The sequence below is a fragment of the Campylobacter concisus genome, from assembly GCF_001891085.1.
Classification (GTDB): domain Bacteria; phylum Campylobacterota; class Campylobacteria; order Campylobacterales; family Campylobacteraceae; genus Campylobacter_A; species Campylobacter_A concisus_O.
In genome coordinates this window covers 19,199-37,370 of the sequence record NZ_JXUP01000011.1, presented here as the reverse complement: position 1 = coordinate 37,370, position 18,172 = coordinate 19,199, and the positions used below count along the sequence as shown (strand labels likewise).

15 protein-coding genes are annotated in these 18,172 nt (G+C 30.7%); all 15 read right to left on the bottom strand.

What is annotated here, in order from left to right; all coding sequences use genetic code 11:
• Window positions 1–324: retention module-containing protein (locus TH67_RS09480; RefSeq protein WP_180371758.1), on the bottom strand; the 324-nt coding region annotated here is incomplete at its 3' end.
• 226 nt (window positions 325–550) lie between these two features.
• Window positions 551–3,406 carry a type VI secretion system Vgr family protein gene (locus TH67_RS09475; RefSeq protein ID WP_180371757.1) on the bottom strand — a complete coding sequence of 952 codons (2,856 nt, stop codon included), beginning with the start codon at window positions 3,404–3,406 and terminating at the stop codon, window positions 551–553.
• Window positions 3,406–3,951, bottom strand: a complete 546-nt coding sequence (locus TH67_RS09470) for a hypothetical protein (RefSeq protein ID WP_257638076.1) — start codon at window positions 3,949–3,951, stop codon at window positions 3,406–3,408. The genes TH67_RS09475 and TH67_RS09470 overlap by 1 nt, the downstream gene beginning before the upstream one ends.
• On the bottom strand, window positions 3,948–4,439 hold the full coding sequence (locus TH67_RS09465; RefSeq protein ID WP_072595339.1) for a hypothetical protein: 492 nt from the start codon (window positions 4,437–4,439) through the stop codon (window positions 3,948–3,950). Before TH67_RS09465 ends, TH67_RS09470 begins: the two co-directional genes overlap by 4 nt.
• Window positions 4,440–4,621: 182 nt before the next feature.
• Entirely contained in the window at window positions 4,622–5,143 is a 522-nt protein-coding gene (locus TH67_RS09460; protein WP_054195925.1) for an Hcp family type VI secretion system effector, read from the bottom strand.
• A 65-nt stretch (window positions 5,144–5,208) separates the two neighbouring features.
• On the bottom strand, window positions 5,209–6,129 hold the full coding sequence (locus tag TH67_RS09455; RefSeq protein WP_072595338.1) for a hypothetical protein: 921 nt from the start codon (window positions 6,127–6,129) through the stop codon (window positions 5,209–5,211).
• A gap of 9 nt (window positions 6,130–6,138) precedes the next feature.
• Window positions 6,139–9,627: a type VI secretion system membrane subunit TssM gene (gene tssM, locus TH67_RS09450; RefSeq protein WP_072595337.1), complete on the bottom strand. Its 3,489-nt coding sequence runs from the start codon at window positions 9,625–9,627 to the stop codon at window positions 6,139–6,141.
• Window positions 9,628–9,705: 78 nt separating this feature from the next.
• The gene (locus TH67_RS09445) at window positions 9,706–10,602 is read right to left on the bottom strand and encodes a type VI secretion system baseplate subunit TssG (RefSeq protein ID WP_072595336.1); all 897 of its coding nucleotides are present in this window, start codon (window positions 10,600–10,602) and stop codon (window positions 9,706–9,708) included.
• The gene (gene tssF, locus TH67_RS09440; protein ID WP_072595335.1) at window positions 10,599–12,317 is read right to left on the bottom strand and encodes a type VI secretion system baseplate subunit TssF; all 1,719 of its coding nucleotides are present in this window, start codon (window positions 12,315–12,317) and stop codon (window positions 10,599–10,601) included. The genes TH67_RS09445 and tssF overlap by 4 nt, the downstream gene beginning before the upstream one ends.
• Window positions 12,317–12,706 carry a hypothetical protein gene (locus TH67_RS09435; RefSeq protein WP_072595334.1) on the bottom strand — a complete coding sequence of 130 codons (390 nt, stop codon included), beginning with the start codon at window positions 12,704–12,706 and terminating at the stop codon, window positions 12,317–12,319. The genes tssF and TH67_RS09435 overlap by 1 nt, the downstream gene beginning before the upstream one ends.
• A gap of 7 nt (window positions 12,707–12,713) precedes the next feature.
• Window positions 12,714–14,162: a type VI secretion system contractile sheath large subunit gene (gene tssC, locus TH67_RS09430; protein ID WP_072595333.1), complete on the bottom strand. Its 1,449-nt coding sequence runs from the start codon at window positions 14,160–14,162 to the stop codon at window positions 12,714–12,716.
• A gap of 2 nt (window positions 14,163–14,164) precedes the next feature.
• A complete protein-coding gene (tssB, locus tag TH67_RS09425; RefSeq protein WP_054195918.1) occupies window positions 14,165–14,650 on the bottom strand; it encodes a type VI secretion system contractile sheath small subunit in 486 nt (161 codons plus the stop codon).
• A gap of 78 nt (window positions 14,651–14,728) precedes the next feature.
• Window positions 14,729–16,003, bottom strand: coding sequence for a type VI secretion system domain-containing protein (locus tag TH67_RS09420; RefSeq protein ID WP_072595332.1), 1,275 nt, complete (start codon window positions 16,001–16,003; stop codon window positions 14,729–14,731).
• Window positions 16,004–16,768 (bottom strand): type IVB secretion system protein IcmH/DotU, encoded by a 765-nt coding sequence (icmH, locus tag TH67_RS09415; RefSeq protein ID WP_081370941.1) that lies wholly within the window; start codon window positions 16,766–16,768, stop codon window positions 16,004–16,006.
• Window positions 16,769–16,776: 8 nt separating this feature from the next.
• Window positions 16,777–18,171: a type VI secretion system baseplate subunit TssK gene (gene tssK / locus TH67_RS09410; protein WP_072595331.1), complete on the bottom strand. Its 1,395-nt coding sequence runs from the start codon at window positions 18,169–18,171 to the stop codon at window positions 16,777–16,779.
• Between the last annotated feature and the right edge of the window lies 1 nt (window position 18,172).

Sequence of the window (18,172 nt, the reverse complement as noted above, 5' to 3'; positions counted from 1 at the left end):
TGCTGGACCACCTGCAGCAGTTTCTTCTAGAGCATTAAGATCTGTTCCTTTTAAGATGGCTTGTTGTAAAGCTGAGATATCAGCTACTGTTTCGTTATTGTTAGAGTCTTGATCTAGAGTTAGAGTATCTTTACCTATTAAAGTTATATCTTTACCATCAGTTTGAGTTATTGTTACTTTAGAGTTAGAACCCTCTGTAACTATCTTTTCACCTTGGTATACAATATCTCCTACACTTAATTGTCTTACCTCTCCTGTTAAGTCATTAAGTGCTCTTGCTATTCCTCCATTTACGCTTTTAACTACTCCGGCTTCTTTAGCCATCATGTTCTCCTTATTGTTTATAGTATTTTAAATTTTGAATGAATTATATAAATTTTAAAAGGGCTTGTCTATTGTACCATGTGAAATATTTGTGTGACTATCTTTTATCGTAGCCCTAAAATTTAGCCTTTGCTTTAAAATTCTTAGCATTAGTTTTAGTAGAAATTGATTTTATTTAAAAATTTAAAGACCTACTAAAATACAAAGCAAGTCTTTAAACATAATCTTATAAAGCCTTTATATCTCCACCAATAACTCTTAGCCCTCTACTATCAAATATCGCCTTTACGCCAGCCACTTCTATCACGACGCTTGATCCTTCTATCGTTACTTTTGTGCTACCTACTTGATGGATTATCTTATCTTTGGCGTTTACCTCATAAGTCGTCTCTATATTGCTAAATTTTGAATCAGCAATCTCAGTGTGCTGGGCAGCTGTTTTTGTTGTGAAATTTGACTTAGCATTTATATCAATGTAGCTATTTGCCTGAAGCACAATATGCTCGTTACTAAATTCATTTATACCTTTTTGTGAATTTAGCTTATAGCCACCATCTATATTTTGCTCTTTTGTGCCTTTTATCTCTCTCATCTCATCATTATGTATGGTAGTATTAAGATTTGATTTTACTTCTACAAATTTATCATGTCCTACAAATTCATGACTATCTTGGCCTACTCTTGCGTTATTATCAACAGCTACATTTAGCGTATTTGAGACACCAACTACTGTATCTTTTGAAAGTCCAACTGTTGTTAGATACTCGCCTCCGACATTTACATTTTTTGCTAGATCTATCGTCTGAATGTGGGCTTTTTTTACTCGTTCAGTATAACTTCCATGCACTTGTGAGCTTTTGTCGTTTAGTATTGTTTGAGAAAAGTCGTTATTTACAAGCTCGTCATAGTCCTTTTCTGCTTTTACATAAATTTGCTCTTTATTTTTTAAATTTGATAAAGTGATCTCGTTTATGCCGGTCTCATTTGCGCCAATTGTTTTTGAGCTAAGAGATGTTTGGTGATAGTTACTATCTACATTTACAAGTGGCGTATTTGAAGCATTATATAGGCTACCACTTACTACTGGGTTGTCTATATCATTTTGTAAAAAAGAGATGATAACCTCATCGCCGATCCTTGGTATGGCAAAAAATCCTGAGCTATTGCTAGCAATAGGCGTTATCACTCTTAGATAAGCACTCTTGTGATAGCTTGCATTGATAGCGTCGTCTTTATCGATTATCTCTTGCGTACTAAAAGCATTTAACCTCACCTTTACCCTACCATAGCTATCAGTATGGATCGTATTATTTTGGCTGTTTAGTCCATCTTGACCGACTACAAGACCTAGCGTGATGTCTGGTGCTTTTGGCTTTTGCTTGTAGCTTGGGACAAATTTCACACTACTTGGAATGATGCTTATTTCGTTTGTGTATGAGCTTATAAATTTTTTATCTTTAAATGGGACATTATCGCCTAAATTTAAGGTATTTTCTAAAACGCTCTCATCAATATAAGTATGCTTTAAAGCTATTATTTTAAACTCATATTCGCCCTTGCTAGCGTCAATGGCTACCGAGATATTGTCATTTAAATTTAGTGCAAATACATTTGAGCTAGCGGTAAATTCTTTTAAAAGCATATCGCTTCTTAGTTTCTTAAGATAGGTGCTAACTTCAAGCAAACTAGTGTCACTAAATGAATACTCATCTAAATTTATATGCTTATCATAGATATTTACCTGTTCGTCAAATATCTTTTCATTTTTACTCTCTAGCACATTTGGATAAGCTGTATTTTGAAAAGAGTGCGTAAAGCTATTTGCTTTTAGCGTTTCGCTCTTTGTTATTTTATTTATGTGTTCGGTTGCTAGATTATTATTCAAATTTACATTAAAGCTTACTTTTCTAGCTTCCTTGCCACTACTTGTATCACTTGAAGTAAAATTTTCATTTTGATTGCTATAAGCTAGTATAAATGTATCATGAAAATAAATTTTTTCATTATCTTCATAAAAATATATACCGCTATCATGGCAAAGCCTTGTTATAAAGGCTAGGTCGCTCTCATTGTACTGGGCTATAAATTCTCTTTTGTTGTAGTTATTTTTGATATTTGAGAAGTCTAGCTCTTTGGTTAGTCTTTGTTTATTAAAAGCTAAAATATCCTTTACTACTTCTAAAATGCTCTGGTCTGTATAAATTCTATTTGCTCTATTTATACTTAGTCTATATAGTGGTGAAGTTAGCTTAAATTTAAAGAAGTATTTTTTATCTATATTTGTACTAGTCTCATCGTCTACGCCAAGATACTCTACATCGCTTACTATTCCACTAAAGTGCATATCGTTTGAGCTACCATCTGGGATGATGTTTTTATTTGTTGAAGACGGCCTTTTTATGCTTAGTTTTATACTTTTATCAAGATATTTATATATGCTTGAGTAACTTTTATCGTTATTGTAGATTGTGTCTAAATTTTCATAAAGCGGGTTTTTGACTAAATTTATATAGGCAAAGCACTCTATGCTAAATATACTTTCCAAATTTTCATAAATATCTGCACGTGTAACGATAAATTTATCATTTGACTCGTTTGCTATCTGAAGAGTTGAGAAGGTATCGTTAGATACGCCGTAGTCCACAAAGCCATCTGTTGCCACTGAGTTACCGGATGCTAGCATGACAGGCTTAGTCAGTGATGATGTTGGTGATGTTAAATTTTTATCCATTTGTTGCTCTTTCAATCTTTTTTCGTTTTCTTCTTCTTGTTGTAATGCCTTTTCAAACATTTCAATATCGGTGTCGGTGAGATTACGATAGTTTTTAAACCACTCTATTTGGTCCATTTGCTTAGCACTTTTAAATTCCCTGTAATGTATATTATTAATAGCATCCACACCTGATTTCACTAAATCAACAACCTCATTACATGTTCCACAACCTAAAGCACCAAATGCTTTTCCAGTACCATCAATAGCATCTTTAGCTCTTGTATATTTATCTTGCTCGCTAAAGTCTTCTAAATTTGTATTATCGTTTTTTATATCAAGTTTCTTTTTATTTATATTAAAGAAATCCATTATTTTTTCCAACTATTAAGTAAATTATCTAAATCTTTTTCATCATTTATGAGTTTCAAAATGTATTTTAAATATTTGTAGTCTTTAGGGTCTTGTCCGTATTGTAGTTGCTTTTTAATTAATTTAAATTTCTCTTCTTTAAATTCTTTATATTTTTGAGTTTTTATAAATTCTAGTAGCTCCTTGCTAGGTATTTTACTCTCAAATCCAACTCCATTATCTTGAAAAAAGAACAAAAATTCTGATCCCATAGAAAAAGCTAATCTACCATTTGGTTTTGTGCCTTTATCTAAAAGGTCATCAAAAGTTTTAAATTTTTTCATTAAAAAGGCGATTTCTAATAAATTTGGCTCATATCTAAGTTCATTACTTTTAAAAGTTATATTCGTATCGCAATTAAACTTGTCTATATAGTAATCTATGATTTTAGTGGTATTTTCATCACTTACATTTTTATCAAATATAGCAGCGAACATATCCGTACAATTTGCTTCGTGTGAATATAAAGATGTTATGAGAAATATGATTATTGCCAATTGCTTCATTGCACTAATTCCTTTTGAGTTCTATTCTTTAATAAATTATCTAAATCCTCTTCGTCATTTACAAGCGTTAGTACTTTCTGCAAAAGAATATAGCCTCTTGGGTCTTGTCCATGTTCTAAGAGTTTTTTAATTAGCTTAAATTTCTCTTCTTTAAATTCTTTATATTTTTGAGTTTTAATAAATTCAAACAACTTAGGACTTGGGGACTGTCCTTCTAGCTTAACACCATTTTCTTCGAAAAAAAGCAGAAAGTCTAATCCTATTGAACCAGCCAACCATACATTATGTACTGCACCTTTCTCTAAAATCTCGTCAATACTTTTAGGCTTATTTGTGCTATATGCAAATTCTAATAAACTAGCTTTCATTGTGAAATTTGGTAAATTTATACTAGCATTAGTATCACATCCAAGATCATCTATGTAGTATTTTATATAGTTAGCCGTTTCAGCGTCACTTAAATTTTTATTAAAAATGAGCCCAAGCATATCCGTGCAGTTTGCTTCATGTGAATATAAAGATGTTATGAGAAATATGATTATAACTAGGTGTTTCATATCGCATTTCGCATATCATATTAATTTAAAAGATAAAGATAAAAAGGGCTCATCTGTGTCCTTCTAGCTAGAAGATGATTTTATTAATCCTAGGGGTAAACCCTAGGTTAGTTTTAAGCTTTTTTAGTAGCTTCTCTCCAGTCGTCGCTTCCGCTTGTGCCTGCAGCTACGTGTTCCCAAACTATCTTTCTATAGTTCATTGAAACTTTGAAAAGCTCTGTTTTGTCGCTGTTTAGCTTGTCTTGAGCATTTGGACTTACTAGAGTAATATCTGTTATAGTTGCATCTTCTAGTTTTGTAGTAAAGAAATGCTCAGCACCACCACTAGTTGATGTTCTATACCAATAGATCTCAACCTCTGGAAGTCTTTCGCCTTGTGTTAAAGCATTGTAAAGAAGTGGAACAGCTTTGTTTAAAGATGTAGTAAAACTAAATGGCTTATGGACTCTTTGACCTGATGGTTGGCCACTTTGTGGATCAGTTGGAACTGTTACTATATGAGAAACCTCTTGAGCCATGATCTCATCTTCGTGACCTGACTGATAGCGATTACCTATACTAGCTTCTGTTGAAGCACCACTTGAAATAAGTCCTTGTGTAGAACCTTTTACTTTAATATACACTGGTTGTGACATATTTACTCCTATTAAAAAGTTTGGATTATTCTATCTTTTATTTACTTTCTGTTTTATTAAAAACATTACTTTTTTAACATATAGCTTTGAAGAGCTTTATGCAATAGGTAATTAAACGCTTCCTTATCTTCCTTAGTGCTTTTTAGTACGGCTCCTGAAAGATATTTAAAAAATGAGTTATTCTCGACTATATCATACATTTGGCTATATAGCTCTTTGCATATAAGCTTAACCAAAACAGTATTTATTAGTTCTGTCGAGTCACTAAGAGGAAGAGTTTTCATGATTGTTTCCATATCTTTTGTATTTAAAGTCCTAGTCTGCTCACTTATAGGGCTCATATTTGGTTGCAATTTTATACTCCCAACTATCTTTGTCAAAAGCTCATCCATGCTTTTTGCAGTAAGCATATTTTGATTATTTGCATTTTCTTCTTCGTTAAAATTTTGAGCTATCTCATTTAAATCTAAAACTGCATCGTGCGCATTTTCATTTAAAGTGATATCTTTTTTCTCATTTATTAATGAGTTTATCTTTGGTTCTTCTTTAAAATCAACATTTGAAATTTTACCAACTGGCTCAAAACGTTTATCATCAAGCTTGTCAAAATTTTTCGTATTTTCTATTATCTTATGGGCTTTTCCTATATATTCATCAATCCTAGAAGGGTCTATAAATATAAATTTTAACTCCCCTATCCTAAAGACATCGCCCAAATTTATGACGCTCTCATAGTCATCTGGAAGCTTTGAATATGAATCACTATAAAAAATTTCACAATCTTTATAGCCACAAATTGTGAAAACCCCCTCTTCAAATCCAACATGAGCGTGTTTTGGTGCGATTGAATCGCTCATATCATTACAAGAAAATTTTGTAGTGTCTAATGAGCCTATATCACCGCCATTTTCATCAAAAATGATAAATTGAGCTGAAAAGCTTGACGCTTTATCGTAATTTTGTATAACTGCTGCTATTTGTTGCATATTTTATCCTTAATAAAGCATCTTCTTTGGTAAATTTATCGTTGGTATGATATCCATAAGCTCTAAAAGCTCTCCTCCATTTGGTGTTACTTCAAAGCCAAAATACGAATCTCTTCTACCATCAAAATTAAGCGTACTAACGCCAACACTACTAAAATTTGAAGCTTTTAATATCTTATACCAGCCCCACTCTCCATCAAAGCTTAGCTCTTTTCTCTCGCTTCCAGTGCTTGAAACTGCATTGAATTTAAACTGTGTTGATATATCAAAATTTTTGCTTGAAACTATCAAATTTGAGGCAATTGTATGATCATAAGTCAAAGAGTTATTAGAATAACTAATATTTATATGGCTAAAATTTGCCGATAAGTCGACAGCTTTTAAATTATAATTTAATTTTAGCTCATCATTTGAATCAAGCATTAAATTTGAAATTCTGTCTATATAGGCAATATTTTTAAGGAAATCTCTGCTAAATCTTAGCTCTTTTGCGTATTTTGGTCTTACTTTATAACCATCAGCGGTTTTACTTAAGATTTGTTTTAGATATCTATCATAAAAGCTATTCCAAGTTCCGTTTTTGCCAAAGAATCTTTTAAATTCTTCTATACTGACAGCCTTTGGAGATTGTTCATTAAATGGATAAAATGGCTTGATAAGACTTTCAAAATCATCAAAAACATCATCTCTATATGCTGTTGATAAAAGTGCTGAAGCGCCATTTTCTACTTGTTTCCACGCAAGTGTCGATAACTTTTGATAATATTCATTTAACTCATCTGGAAGCTTCTTAGCATCATTATTTAAGACAACAAATGGGTCGTTTTCATTTTTTATACCATTTATTGCATAAACTATTTTATCATCGTTGCTTTGAAGCATTTCGAAGTTATAGTCACTAACTTTTTTATAAACGCTTGTTACATCATTGCTTATAATATCTAGCAAGTCATTAGAATTTAACGCATGATAGTTAGTAAATTTAGCACTAAAATCACTGAAAACACGCTTTATCTCACTTGAAGCAAATCCTAGAGAATAGATATATTTTAGTAAATTCTCATCATTTAAATTTGTATTTTGATTAGTTAATTTTATTAAAGAATTTAAAGGATTTTCTCTCTTTGACAAGATGTCAAGCTCTTCTATGACCTCTTTTTTTGTGGTAAATTCATTTGGTTCTATTTCTCTTAAAATTTGGCTCCACTTATCAGTATAATTTTGCAAATAAAGCTCTATTACAGCAATGCTTAGCTCTTTCTTATCATTTGAACTAATATCTTTTAAAGAAGAATTTGTCTCCATTAGCCAAGATTCTATTCCAGCTGTTTGATCTATGTTTGAGCTAAGCTTTGACAAGAAATCTCTTAAATTTTCTTTTGTATAAATTTTATTAAATGGCTTAAATGCTTCTTTTTCTTGGACTACTGTGTATAAATTTTCAACATCTTTTTTAATATCGTAAAAAGATTTATCGTCTTTGAATGATATGAACTCAAGTATGTAGTAGAGTCTTTGTGCTCTTTGGACAGGTGATAGTCTCGTATTTGCTATACTTTGAGCAACTGTATCTGCGGTTATATTTAAATTTTCTGCCTTTAAAATAGCCTCAATATGAGCTAAGAATTCATCTTTTGCAACGCCATATTTTTCAAATTTATCCCAGTTTGTGCTAATCCAAATTTTAAATAAATCCACATTTGTATAGTCTTTGTCAAAGAGCGAATCATACATATAAAATGCTTTTATTAGCTTATCTGGATCGCTTTCATTTTTTAGTATATTTTCCATTTCAGTTAAAACTGTATTTTTAAAAAAATCAGCATTCAAATCATAGTAAAGTGCTTTAACTGGAGTAAAGCCTTTATACGAAGTATCTAGTGTTATATACTCAAATTTAGTATCGCCGCTAAAGATTCTTGGATAGTCATTTAGACTTTGTTTTAGTAAATTTAGAAGCTCAATCTTTTGTGTCGGAGAGAGATCCTTGTATTTTTTACCATCAAGGTATGAAGAAATTTTATTTGCATTATTTATAGCATTTTGCTCTTTTATATTTTTGGTATCTAGAATAAAACTAGAACCCAAATATACTCCAGCACAAAGTATGGCTACTAAAACAAAATTTGCAAATTTTATAAATCTATTTTGAGCACCAAATTTATTTAAGTTAGCTTTAAAAACTATCTCTTTTAAAAATGATTTTACAAAATAACTTTGTTTACTATAGTTATTTACTGCTCTTAAAAGTGGTTTTTTGATGTTATATCTATCGCAAATAGTGTTTGTAAGGTAGTTTATAGGTATATTTTCTTGATAAGCACTGACGAAATAAATTCCATTTATGGTTGAGCTATTTTTAAGTGCATTTTGAGAGCTTAGCTTTGTTACAAAATCTTTCACTAAAGCAAAAAAATTATCAAGTTGTTTTAAAAATAAATATGAACGTTTTTTATCCTCCAATAGGTGTGAAATAGAGTTCTTACTCATGAGATGTTTAAATAGTGACTCACTTAGGCCTTTTAGTTCAGTTTCTAGTGATTGTTTTGAGAAATTTGGATCTAAGTTTATTCCTAGAGCCTTATTTGCCACATCTTCATTGAAAAGCCTGAAATAATCTCCCATACCATCTATTAAGTCAAGTTTGCTAAAAACAATATAAATAGGGAATTTAATATTTAGATGTTTCTCGCAGTCATTAACTCTTTTTATCATATATCTAATTAATTCATCAAAATATTCTTGAGTGCCTTCGAGGAATTTTTTAGTGTCTATGATTAAAACCGCGCCACTTAATCTAGCGTTAAAATCATTTCGTTTTAAAAAGTGTAAAAATTCACTCCAGATACTTTTTTTAAGCAAGTAATCCCTATTTTTATCCACATCATCCTCAGGAAGCTCTTCAGTAGCTGTTGGCTGATACAAGCTCTCTTGTGCAAAATGTATACCCTCAGTATCTAAAAGTGCACCAAATTTTGAAATGTAAAGATTAAAGTTTGTTGTACTTTTGTGTATTTTTTTATAAGTATCCAAACTATCAGATAGTGGAAATTCGATATTTGAGTAGTTTATAAACGCACTCTTTCCAGCACCTTCATTACCCATTATCATTATTAAAGGTAATTTTTTAAAATTTATATCTTTTTTCCATGTTGTTTTGGCATCTTTCAAAGAAAGCATAAAATTTCTTTTTGCCTTACCAAAACTATCCATAGACTCTTTTTTTATCTCTTTCAGCTTGTTATTTTTTTCATCTTTTTGAGATGCTAAATAGTGCATTAATGGTTTGATTAAAACAAAAAATAAAATAACTGCCCAAAATGTAATTAATATAGTGACTCTTGAACTTATACTAGCAAAGCTATATACATCGTTAAAAGCTATAAGTGGAGCGTAAAGCCAAAATAAGATGCTTAATGCAATAGAAGCTACCAAAATGGTGCTGTGTTTAAATCTAAAAAAGACAAAAAATCTTCTTAGGTAATTGATAAATGCCATTGATGCACATCCTTTTACAAATAAATATATTTCTTTAATGTAATAATAACAAATATTTTAGATTTTATATCTAAAAATTTAAGAGCAAAGCCTAAATTTTATAAAATTTGACATATTTTTATTACTTTTAAGCCTTGCACCAAGGCCTATTTTACTATAACTTTCATCTATTCCAAGCCTTAGCTTCATCTTTGGAGAATAGTTTATTTTTATGTATAAATCAGCAACAAATTCATTGTTTGTAAAAAAGATAAGAGTATCTTGAAGCTCTTTAAATTTTCTTCTTTTTGGGAAAAAATCAATAGCTTCTTCATAATCTATGCCATTTATATAAACTGCTATCTTAGTTTGTTTCTCAAAAAGCTTTTTACCAAGTATAAAATTTCTGCCCAAAGTCCTATTTTTGATACCAAGTGAATTTAAATTTGAAGGCGCTATGAAAATTTGATTTGGTAGATTTTCTAGCAAAAATAGTTTATTTTTTAAATTAAAATGACGCTGCAAGGCAAACTCAATCTCTCTTTTAGGCCTTCTTTGGCTAATAATAAGCGGAGAAAATGGTAAGAATTTTTTTGCTAATTTTTTATTGCTTATGTTTAATATATCCAATAAAATCTTTGAAATTTTATCATCAAGCTCTTTTTCAAAGGATCTTGCATAATTTTTTAGACTAATGCTATCAAAGAAAAGCCAAAGCAAGTAATTGTCAAAAAAGTCAAAAAATTTCTCGAAATTATTATCGCTACTCTTTGAAATTTTCTCCAAAATATAGCTTGTAAGATGCGAGCCACTTCCCAAAAGACCCATAAAATTTACGACGATTTTTACTGCATCCTCTTTATTTAAGCTCTCAAGCTCATTAATCGGATAAGCAAAACTTGGGCTATTTTTTAAAAAAATATCTCTTCTATCGTGGTGCTTTAGGCAGTTTTTTACTAACTTAAAAAAAGAAGCTTGATTTAGTTCTTTGTTCATATTAATTTTTTTGTACCACCTAAAAAGTCATAATTAAGCAAAATTTTACTCTTTATACACTTTATTTTAAGCTCGCAAAATGAATTGATTGAGGCAAATTTTGATAAAAATTTAGCCAAATTTATACCTAAAGTATATACATTTCCAATACTCTCAAATTCGCTTTCATCTATATAGAATATGCATAGTAACCCTCTTTTTGCAAAGCCTTGGTCAACTCTATAAATTTGCTTCGTTTTTATATCATAAAGCGAGTTGGCAAATTTTTTAAAAAACTCATCATCTGGCGCACTAAAGGTATTAAGAAGTGCTAAAAAAGAGCCCTTCTCTAGTATACTTTGATAGCTAAAAGATAAGATACTAACTAATTTCCAAAGAAGATTTCCATCTATTTTTACTCGCTTTACACTAGTTGGAATAGTTAAATTTTTAGTTGTTACACCTTGATGAGATAACACTCTATCTATCTCGCCAAGTTTTAGTTTACAAGGCAAGTCGCCATTGCAGCAAAGTGCATCTATGCTAATGGTCTGATCTTTAGAGTCACTTTTAAAAAAAGAAATTTCTTTATAAGAGTTTAGTTTTATATCTGTTTTATTACTGACAAAATAATAATCTTTTGCTCGCTCATCATTTAAAAATTCAAATCTCTCAAAACTTTTATAGTTTTTTAATATCCTTTTTTCATTATTACTACTGTGGGCGACCACCTTATTTATTGAAACGATTTCATAAGCATCGATATTTGAGCGATCTAGAAAAATTCTATATTCGCTTCGTCTATTGTTATTTAAAATAGGCTCGGCACTCATTGCAAATAAATTTATTGCAGGCGTAGCAAAAAGAGAAAAATACTCTAGCCTTGGCACATATCCACTTGGCATATCTTTTGAAAATATAAATTTAATATTAAAGCTTTTTGCGGAAAAATTTTTAAGAAAGCTAAGCCCATTTAATCGCACAAAATTTAACTTTGAAGGAAAAAATGATAGCTCTTTTAAAAGCTCAAATGCTTCAAATCCAAACTCATCACTCTTTATCAAACGCTCGTCAAACTCATCTAAACTAAGTTTATCAGGGCTTAACTTTATCTCTTGATCGCTATCTTCAAAACTTATTGTAATAAATTTCAAGTAATTTTTTAGCCACATTAGGAGCGTAGAAGAGAAGTAAACATTATTTCCAAGATATAAATTTAAAAAATCTATATCAAGTTCTTTAGTGCTAAGCTCGTCCTTTATAACGCTTATATTTAAATTTAGAAGATAATCACTCTTATTGTTTGACATAAAAGCTTTTGTTATCTTTAATGGAAGCAAATTTATGTCAAAGATCGTTTGGAATTTGCACGTTATGCCATTGATCTGCTTTGACTCAACTATACTTCCTTTTGGTATAAATTCTCTCACCCCAGAGAAGTCATCTCTTAAGGTAAATTCTTGCATACAAACTGATGGAAAAGGATTTGTATAGCTTGGCATTAAGATATTTACTAAAGACTCAGCGATTAGTGGGATATTTTCATCTAATTCTTGCCTGATTCTAGATGTTAAAATAGCCATATTTTCTATTATGCTCTCAACATCAGGATCTTTGCTTTTAGTATCTAAAAAGGGTGCTACTTTAGGAAAATTTTTGATAAAAAGAGCTCTTGTTTCATCAAGATACGCCATCTCTTTTTGAAAATAAGCTAGATTATTTTCATTATAGTCCATTATAAAATCTCACAATATCTATTGTTTTTAAAGATAACCTTTAGCAAATATTCTTTGAAATTATCGTTTTTGTGTTTGTAGTTTATATTAAATACGATACGCCAAGGCTTTAGTGAGTCATCATATCCTATAGATGTTACTTCTATTCTATTCTCATTTGAGCTGATTAGCTCATATATTGCCATACCAAGTTTATGACCAAGCTCGTTTATTTCAACACCCATCGACCAAAGATCGATGATACTATCATTTAAGCGACCATAATTACCAAGTCTTGAGTTTAAAATTGTATCAATGTGATCTTTTATGTCGCTGTCTAGATCTTTAAAATATGGACGTAGCTTTGATTCATCACTAAATTCATATAAAATTTTATCTATCAGCGACATAGTAAGCTTACTCTTTGTCTAGTTTTCCGACCAAAGAAAGCTCGAAATTTGCTCCCATAAATTTAAAGTGAGGTCTAGCCAAAAGCTCTATTTTGTACCATCCAGGCTCGCCAGCTATATCACTGACGATTACTTTTGCGCTTCTAAATGGTCTTCTACTTCTAACATCTGCTGGTGGATTCTCCTGATCTGAGATGTATTGTCTTAACCACTCATTTAAGCCGCGTTCAACGTCACTACGCTCTTTCCAAGTACCTATCTCTTCTCTTTGAAGTACTTTTAGATAGTGGGCTAAACGAGAGATTAAAAATACATAAGGCAACTGTGTTCCAAGCCTGAAATTTGTCTCAGCAGCTTTACCTTCTGGAGTATTTGGAAAAATTTTAGGCTTTAGTGCAGAGTTTGCTGAGAAAAATGCGGCATTATTACTGTCTCTTCTTAAAGTAAGAGCGATAAAACCATTTTCTGAAAGTTCGAATTCTCTTCTGTCTGTAATCAAAACTTCAGTTGGAATTTTTGTTTGAATGCTTCCATAATTCTCATAAGTATATGTCGGTAGGTCTTTTACAGCACCGCCACCTTTTGGGCCAATGATGTTGCCACACCATCTGTAATCAGCAAAACTATCTGTAAGTCTTGTTGCGAAAGCATAAGCTCCGTTGCCCCAAAGCATATCATCGTGATTATTTACAGTTTCTCTATAATTAAAGCTCTTTATAGGGTTATCTTCTGGCACATAAGGAGATCTTGTAAGAAATCTATTTACCATACAACCTGTGTATTTTGCATCTTCATTTTCTCTAAAAGTTCTCCATCTTGTATATTGTGGGCCTTCTAGCATGCTTTTTAGATCTTTTATGTTTTCAAGCTCACCAAAGTTGTCAAGTCCAAAAAATTTAGCAGAAAGAGATGTGAGAAGTGGTGAATGGCTCATTGCAGCAATTGATGACATTTTATTTAAAAAAGTCATATCTTGATTTGATTTATCTAGCTCATAATCAGCCACTATCGCACCAACTGGCTCACCACCAAATTGTCCATATTCGGCTGAATAAATTTGTTTATAAAGTGTACTTTGAGTTATGTCTAGATTATTTTCAAAATCATCTAAAATTTCTTCTTTTGTAGCGTCTAAAAGATCAATTTTTACATTTTCATTAAAATTTGTTCTCTCGACCAAAAATCTAATTCCACGCCAAGTTGATTCTAGCTCTTGAAAAGATTTATTATGTAAAATTTCATCCATTTGAGCAGATAAAAGGGTATCAATGTGAGCTATCATCTCATCAAGTGCGAGCTTATTTATTTTATCTTCGGCATTATTTGTTGTTATTATATTTGAAATAAACTCAGCAACTCCTTGCTTTACAACACTATAACTCTCGTCATCTTTTGAATATTTACTCCTTTGCATTATGCTTTCAATGATAGGAGTTTTAACTTTAGTTTCAGACATTTTTATTCCTTATCTTGTTCGTCTTTAATCTCTAAAAGAAGTTGTTTTCTACTATCTTCATCTTTTATAGCTTCTAAAACCGCTTTTCTAAAATCAGGCATATTGCCCATAGGACCTTTTAGTGCAACTAAAGCTTTTCTAAGCTGTAAGAGTTTTTTTAGCTCAGGAATTTGATTTATAATATTGTCTGGATTAAAATCATGGATGCTCTCAAAATCAAGATCAATATTTAAATCTTCATTATTAGAATTTAGCTTATTTTTTACAGAGAAATTTGTATGAATATCTAAGCTTTTCATAACCTGATCAAAATTTATTTTATTGATAGAAATCACTTCACGATCTTCAAGTGGAGTTTGGTTTTCACCAGTTAAATTTGCAACTACCATAAGTTTTAATGGAAGCTCTACATCAGCCTCTTGGTCATTTGTCTTAGTTTTATAAACTATATTTATGCGTTCTTTTGGTGGGATTAGATTATCTGCCATAGTAACATCCTTTTTTCGTAAATGATTTAAGAATTATATTTAAATAAAATTAAAGGTGATTTAAAAAAACATATTTTATCACACAAATGTTTTTGCCTTTATATATACGTCTGATAAATAATCTTTAAGCTCGGTATTTTCTATAAAATTAACTATTTGTGCATAGGTAGCTTTTGCATTATTATTCATACCTTGAGCAGTAAAAATTTTTGATAATTCAAGCATAAAATTAAGCTCACTTTGAGCACTTGAAGCATGCTTGCTTTTGTCTAGTTCTTTTATTAGATCTTCAAAACTCATATCTTTTTTACTATCACTGCTGGAAGTAAATTCCAAAGAATTACTTTTAATAAAAAATTTATTTATATCTTCACTAAAAAAAGCTTCTCCGCTTTGAAATTTAAGCTTTTTTATATCTGGAAATTTATCAATAAAATTTAAAACCATATCACAAATAAGATCACTTTGCCTTGCAAGTCCAGCACTATTTAAAAACTCGCAAAATATCTTAATGCCTTCTATCCAAAATGGATTAAGTGCTAAATTTCTTATAAATTTTTCTAAGTTGTCAAGATTTAGTTCGTTACTTTTTTTAAAAAGCATAATCAGATTTTCATCAGGATAACGTATCTGTGTTATTTGATCGCTACTTGATGGAAGCGCCTTTATTCTGCCCCACATTGCTTCAGAAATTAAAGTATAAGCATTAAAATTTTTAATATCACTCCTTAAAAGCATTAGTGATAAATTTATAAAATATTCTCTAAATTCTCTATCATTAAATGTACTAATGTCATTGCCGCTAAATGAAACGCTTTGATGGTAAGTTGGCTCAGTTTTAGTAATGACTTTTGGCTCTTTAGCTTTTAAAATTTCTTCTTTTTTTTCTTCTATATAAAGCGTATCAAAATATGTACCAAGCTCTTGTGAAAGCTCAGGCACAAGGTCATTAAACGCTTTTGCGTCAGCTTGATCCAAAGCTTTATCATTAGCTTGCGTAAAAAGCTCTATTGTTTGAGCTATTATCTTTTTTTTAGTAGGTAGTTGTTTTTCATTTTTTGCAAGTAAATTTGGCTCTTTTTTTAAAATAGATAGAAAAAAGGCAAAAGCTTTTATAAGTGTCTTAAAAGCCTCTTTGTCATTTAAATTTATAGCAGAAATCGCTAAGAAATTTAAAAGCTTGGCGTCAAGACTAAACTCACTTAAGGCTCTTAAAGATGAGCTAAATACGTAATCCCACTTTATGCTATCATGCATCAAAGTTTTATACTTTGACATTTCATCAGTTAAACTAATATAAAGCTCATTCTCTAAAAAATCTTCATTAAATTTATTACAAAAATTATCTTGCACTTACTTGTTATCCATAAAATTCTCTATCTTATTATTTAGGACACTATCGTTTCTGATATTATTTTGATCCATAGAATATGTACTATATAAAAACGCGGCTGCGATCATAGCAATGGCTAGCAAAATGAAATAAAATTTTAAGCGCTTTAGCGAAAATATCTCAAGAAAGCTTTTCTTTGTCTGTTTTAAGTAACTCTTTTCAAATACATTTTCATCAGCCTTTATAAGCGGAGAAACAGCTGCAGCTATATTTTCACAAAGATAAGAGATTTTTTCATTGCAATCTTCTTGGGTTTCATATTTTCCTTTATAGCCAAGCACCAAACAAGCATATATAAATTCTAAGAAATCTTTATTTTTGCCAACATTTTCAAACCACTTATCCATAATGCCAAAGAATTTATTTCCGCCTAGATTTTCATTAAAAAATCTTGTTGTCAGTGTATTATTTGCCCAAAAGCTGTTCATAAAAATTTCATTTTTTAGCAAGCTCTCATCTATAAAAACACAAAGGCAATATCTAAGTCTAATAATATCGTCTTCCTCGTAAATGCCTAGATTTGATATCTTTGAAGTAGTGCTTAAGATATCGTTTATCAATTTTTCACGTAAATTTGCCATTTCACTTTGTGAAAAATTTTGTAATTTTGAAACCCTATTTGCCAAAAGAAGCAATGGTAATACATGATCTAGTGCAAGATTTGTGCCAAGACCCAAAAGATTTGTTTGACTTAAAACTGAGGTTTCATTTTGATTTTCGTTCATTTTTATCCTTATAATAAAGCCCACATTTTAATGTCAGCATTTGGCAAATTTGCCGTTATATAAACGCTAATCACATTTTGATTTGCAAAGCTTTTAAAAATTTCATCTTTTTTGTCTATCTTATAATAGATATAATCGTTTAACTTCGGTAAAGTACTAGGAACAACAGAAATTTGCTCTACGTTTATACCTCTTAGCTGTGAAGAAACTATGCCTTTTATATTTGATTGAGTATGGATTTTGCACTGCTCTTTGAAATTTTTAAGAAGATACTCATTTTTCGTATCGCTGTGAATAGCAAAATAAATTTCTGAGTTTTCAATAATGCTTGGATTATCAAAAATACAGTCATAAAAGCCGTGATTGTTTTTAACAATTTGCGCCATTATATATTTTGGAGATAAGATATGTGAGAACAAAAGTCTTAGATTATTTATCAAAGGCACAAAAGTTTGAGTTAGATTATTGTGATCGTAGGCTATAAATTCGCTAAAACTATTATCGTGACTAAGTGCCAACAGATCAGCCTGAAAATCAACTAATTTTTCATACAAATACTCTGGGTGAAATTTATCTTTCTTTAGTAAATAAGAGAATATTAAATACCATTTTTTTAGCATATTTAGTGTTAAATATGTTGAAAAATCAAGTCTATTTTTAGCTTGATCAACACCTCCTAGCAACCCAAAATAACTCTCTTGATGTTGCTTTGTAGCAAAGCTAAGCTCCTCTATAAAATTTGTTATGAAGGTGTTTTTATTGATGTTAATACAAGTTGGAATAAATTTTTCGTCAAGTGTTATTTGCTTATTTAGGTCTATATTTTTTATTTTACAAATTGGTATGCTAAGCTCGTAAGGCATCTTTGAGCCTAATACTCCAAGAGATGATCTTTGGCTTGCTAGGGTTAGATTTTCTTTATCTTGTGTAAAGGCAGAAGATAGTTCAAAATCATCTTTATCGTCTAACTCACTTAGTATATCGTTGCTAGCTTCATCATGCACTCTTGAGCTAATAAGTGCTTGCTTGGCTGTAAATTTTAGATTTGGTAAATTATTTTGCAAGCTAATATCGACCAAACCTGAGCTAATAGGTAGTTTTAACACTATAATGGCTGAGTTTAGCTCACTTGGACTTATCTCAAGTGGCTCTGGTAATTCATCTTGATCTGGCGCGTTAAAAATCGTACCATCTTGAGAGATACAAGAAATTTTAGTTAGCCCTATTTTGCCTTGAAGCAAAAGATCGCTTGAAATTTCTAAATCTAAAACACCGTATAAATTTGAAAAAGAAGAGATGGTTTTTAGGTTTAAATTTCTCTCAAAATATCTTTCTTGTTGCTCGAAATGAACCTTATCAACGTTCATTCCGTTATACCAAACGACTTTTAGCTTTTCAGACATT

Bases quoted from the DNA above. Each gene is read 5' to 3' on its own strand.
- TH67_RS09475 (WP_180371757.1), bottom strand. From the start codon at position 3,406: ATGGATTTCTTTAATATAAATAAAAAGAAACTTGATATAAAAAACGAT.
- TH67_RS09470 (WP_257638076.1), bottom strand. From the start codon at position 3,951: ATGAAGCAATTGGCAATAATCATATTTCTCATAACATCTTTATATTCA.
- TH67_RS09465 (WP_072595339.1), bottom strand. From the start codon at position 4,439: ATGCTTGGGCTCATTTTTAATAAAAATTTAAGTGACGCTGAAACGGCT.
- TH67_RS09460 (WP_054195925.1), bottom strand. From the start codon at position 5,143: ATGTCACAACCAGTGTATATTAAAGTAAAAGGTTCTACACAAGGACTT.
- TH67_RS09455 (WP_072595338.1), bottom strand. From the start codon at position 6,129: ATGCAACAAATAGCAGCAGTTATACAAAATTACGATAAAGCGTCAAGC.
- tssM (WP_072595337.1), bottom strand. From the start codon at position 9,627: ATGGCATTTATCAATTACCTAAGAAGATTTTTTGTCTTTTTTAGATTT.
- TH67_RS09445 (WP_072595336.1), bottom strand. From the start codon at position 10,602: ATGAACAAAGAACTAAATCAAGCTTCTTTTTTTAAGTTAGTAAAAAAC.
- tssF (WP_072595335.1), bottom strand. From the start codon at position 12,317: ATGGACTATAATGAAAATAATCTAGCTTATTTTCAAAAAGAGATGGCG.
- TH67_RS09435 (WP_072595334.1), bottom strand. From the start codon at position 12,706: ATGTCGCTGATAGATAAAATTTTATATGAATTTAGTGATGAATCAAAG.
- tssC (WP_072595333.1), bottom strand. From the start codon at position 14,162: ATGTCTGAAACTAAAGTTAAAACTCCTATCATTGAAAGCATAATGCAA.
- tssB (WP_054195918.1), bottom strand. From the start codon at position 14,650: ATGGCAGATAATCTAATCCCACCAAAAGAACGCATAAATATAGTTTAT.
- icmH (WP_081370941.1), bottom strand. From the start codon at position 16,768: ATGAACGAAAATCAAAATGAAACCTCAGTTTTAAGTCAAACAAATCTT.
- tssK (WP_072595331.1), bottom strand. From the start codon at position 18,171: ATGTCTGAAAAGCTAAAAGTCGTTTGGTATAACGGAATGAACGTTGAT.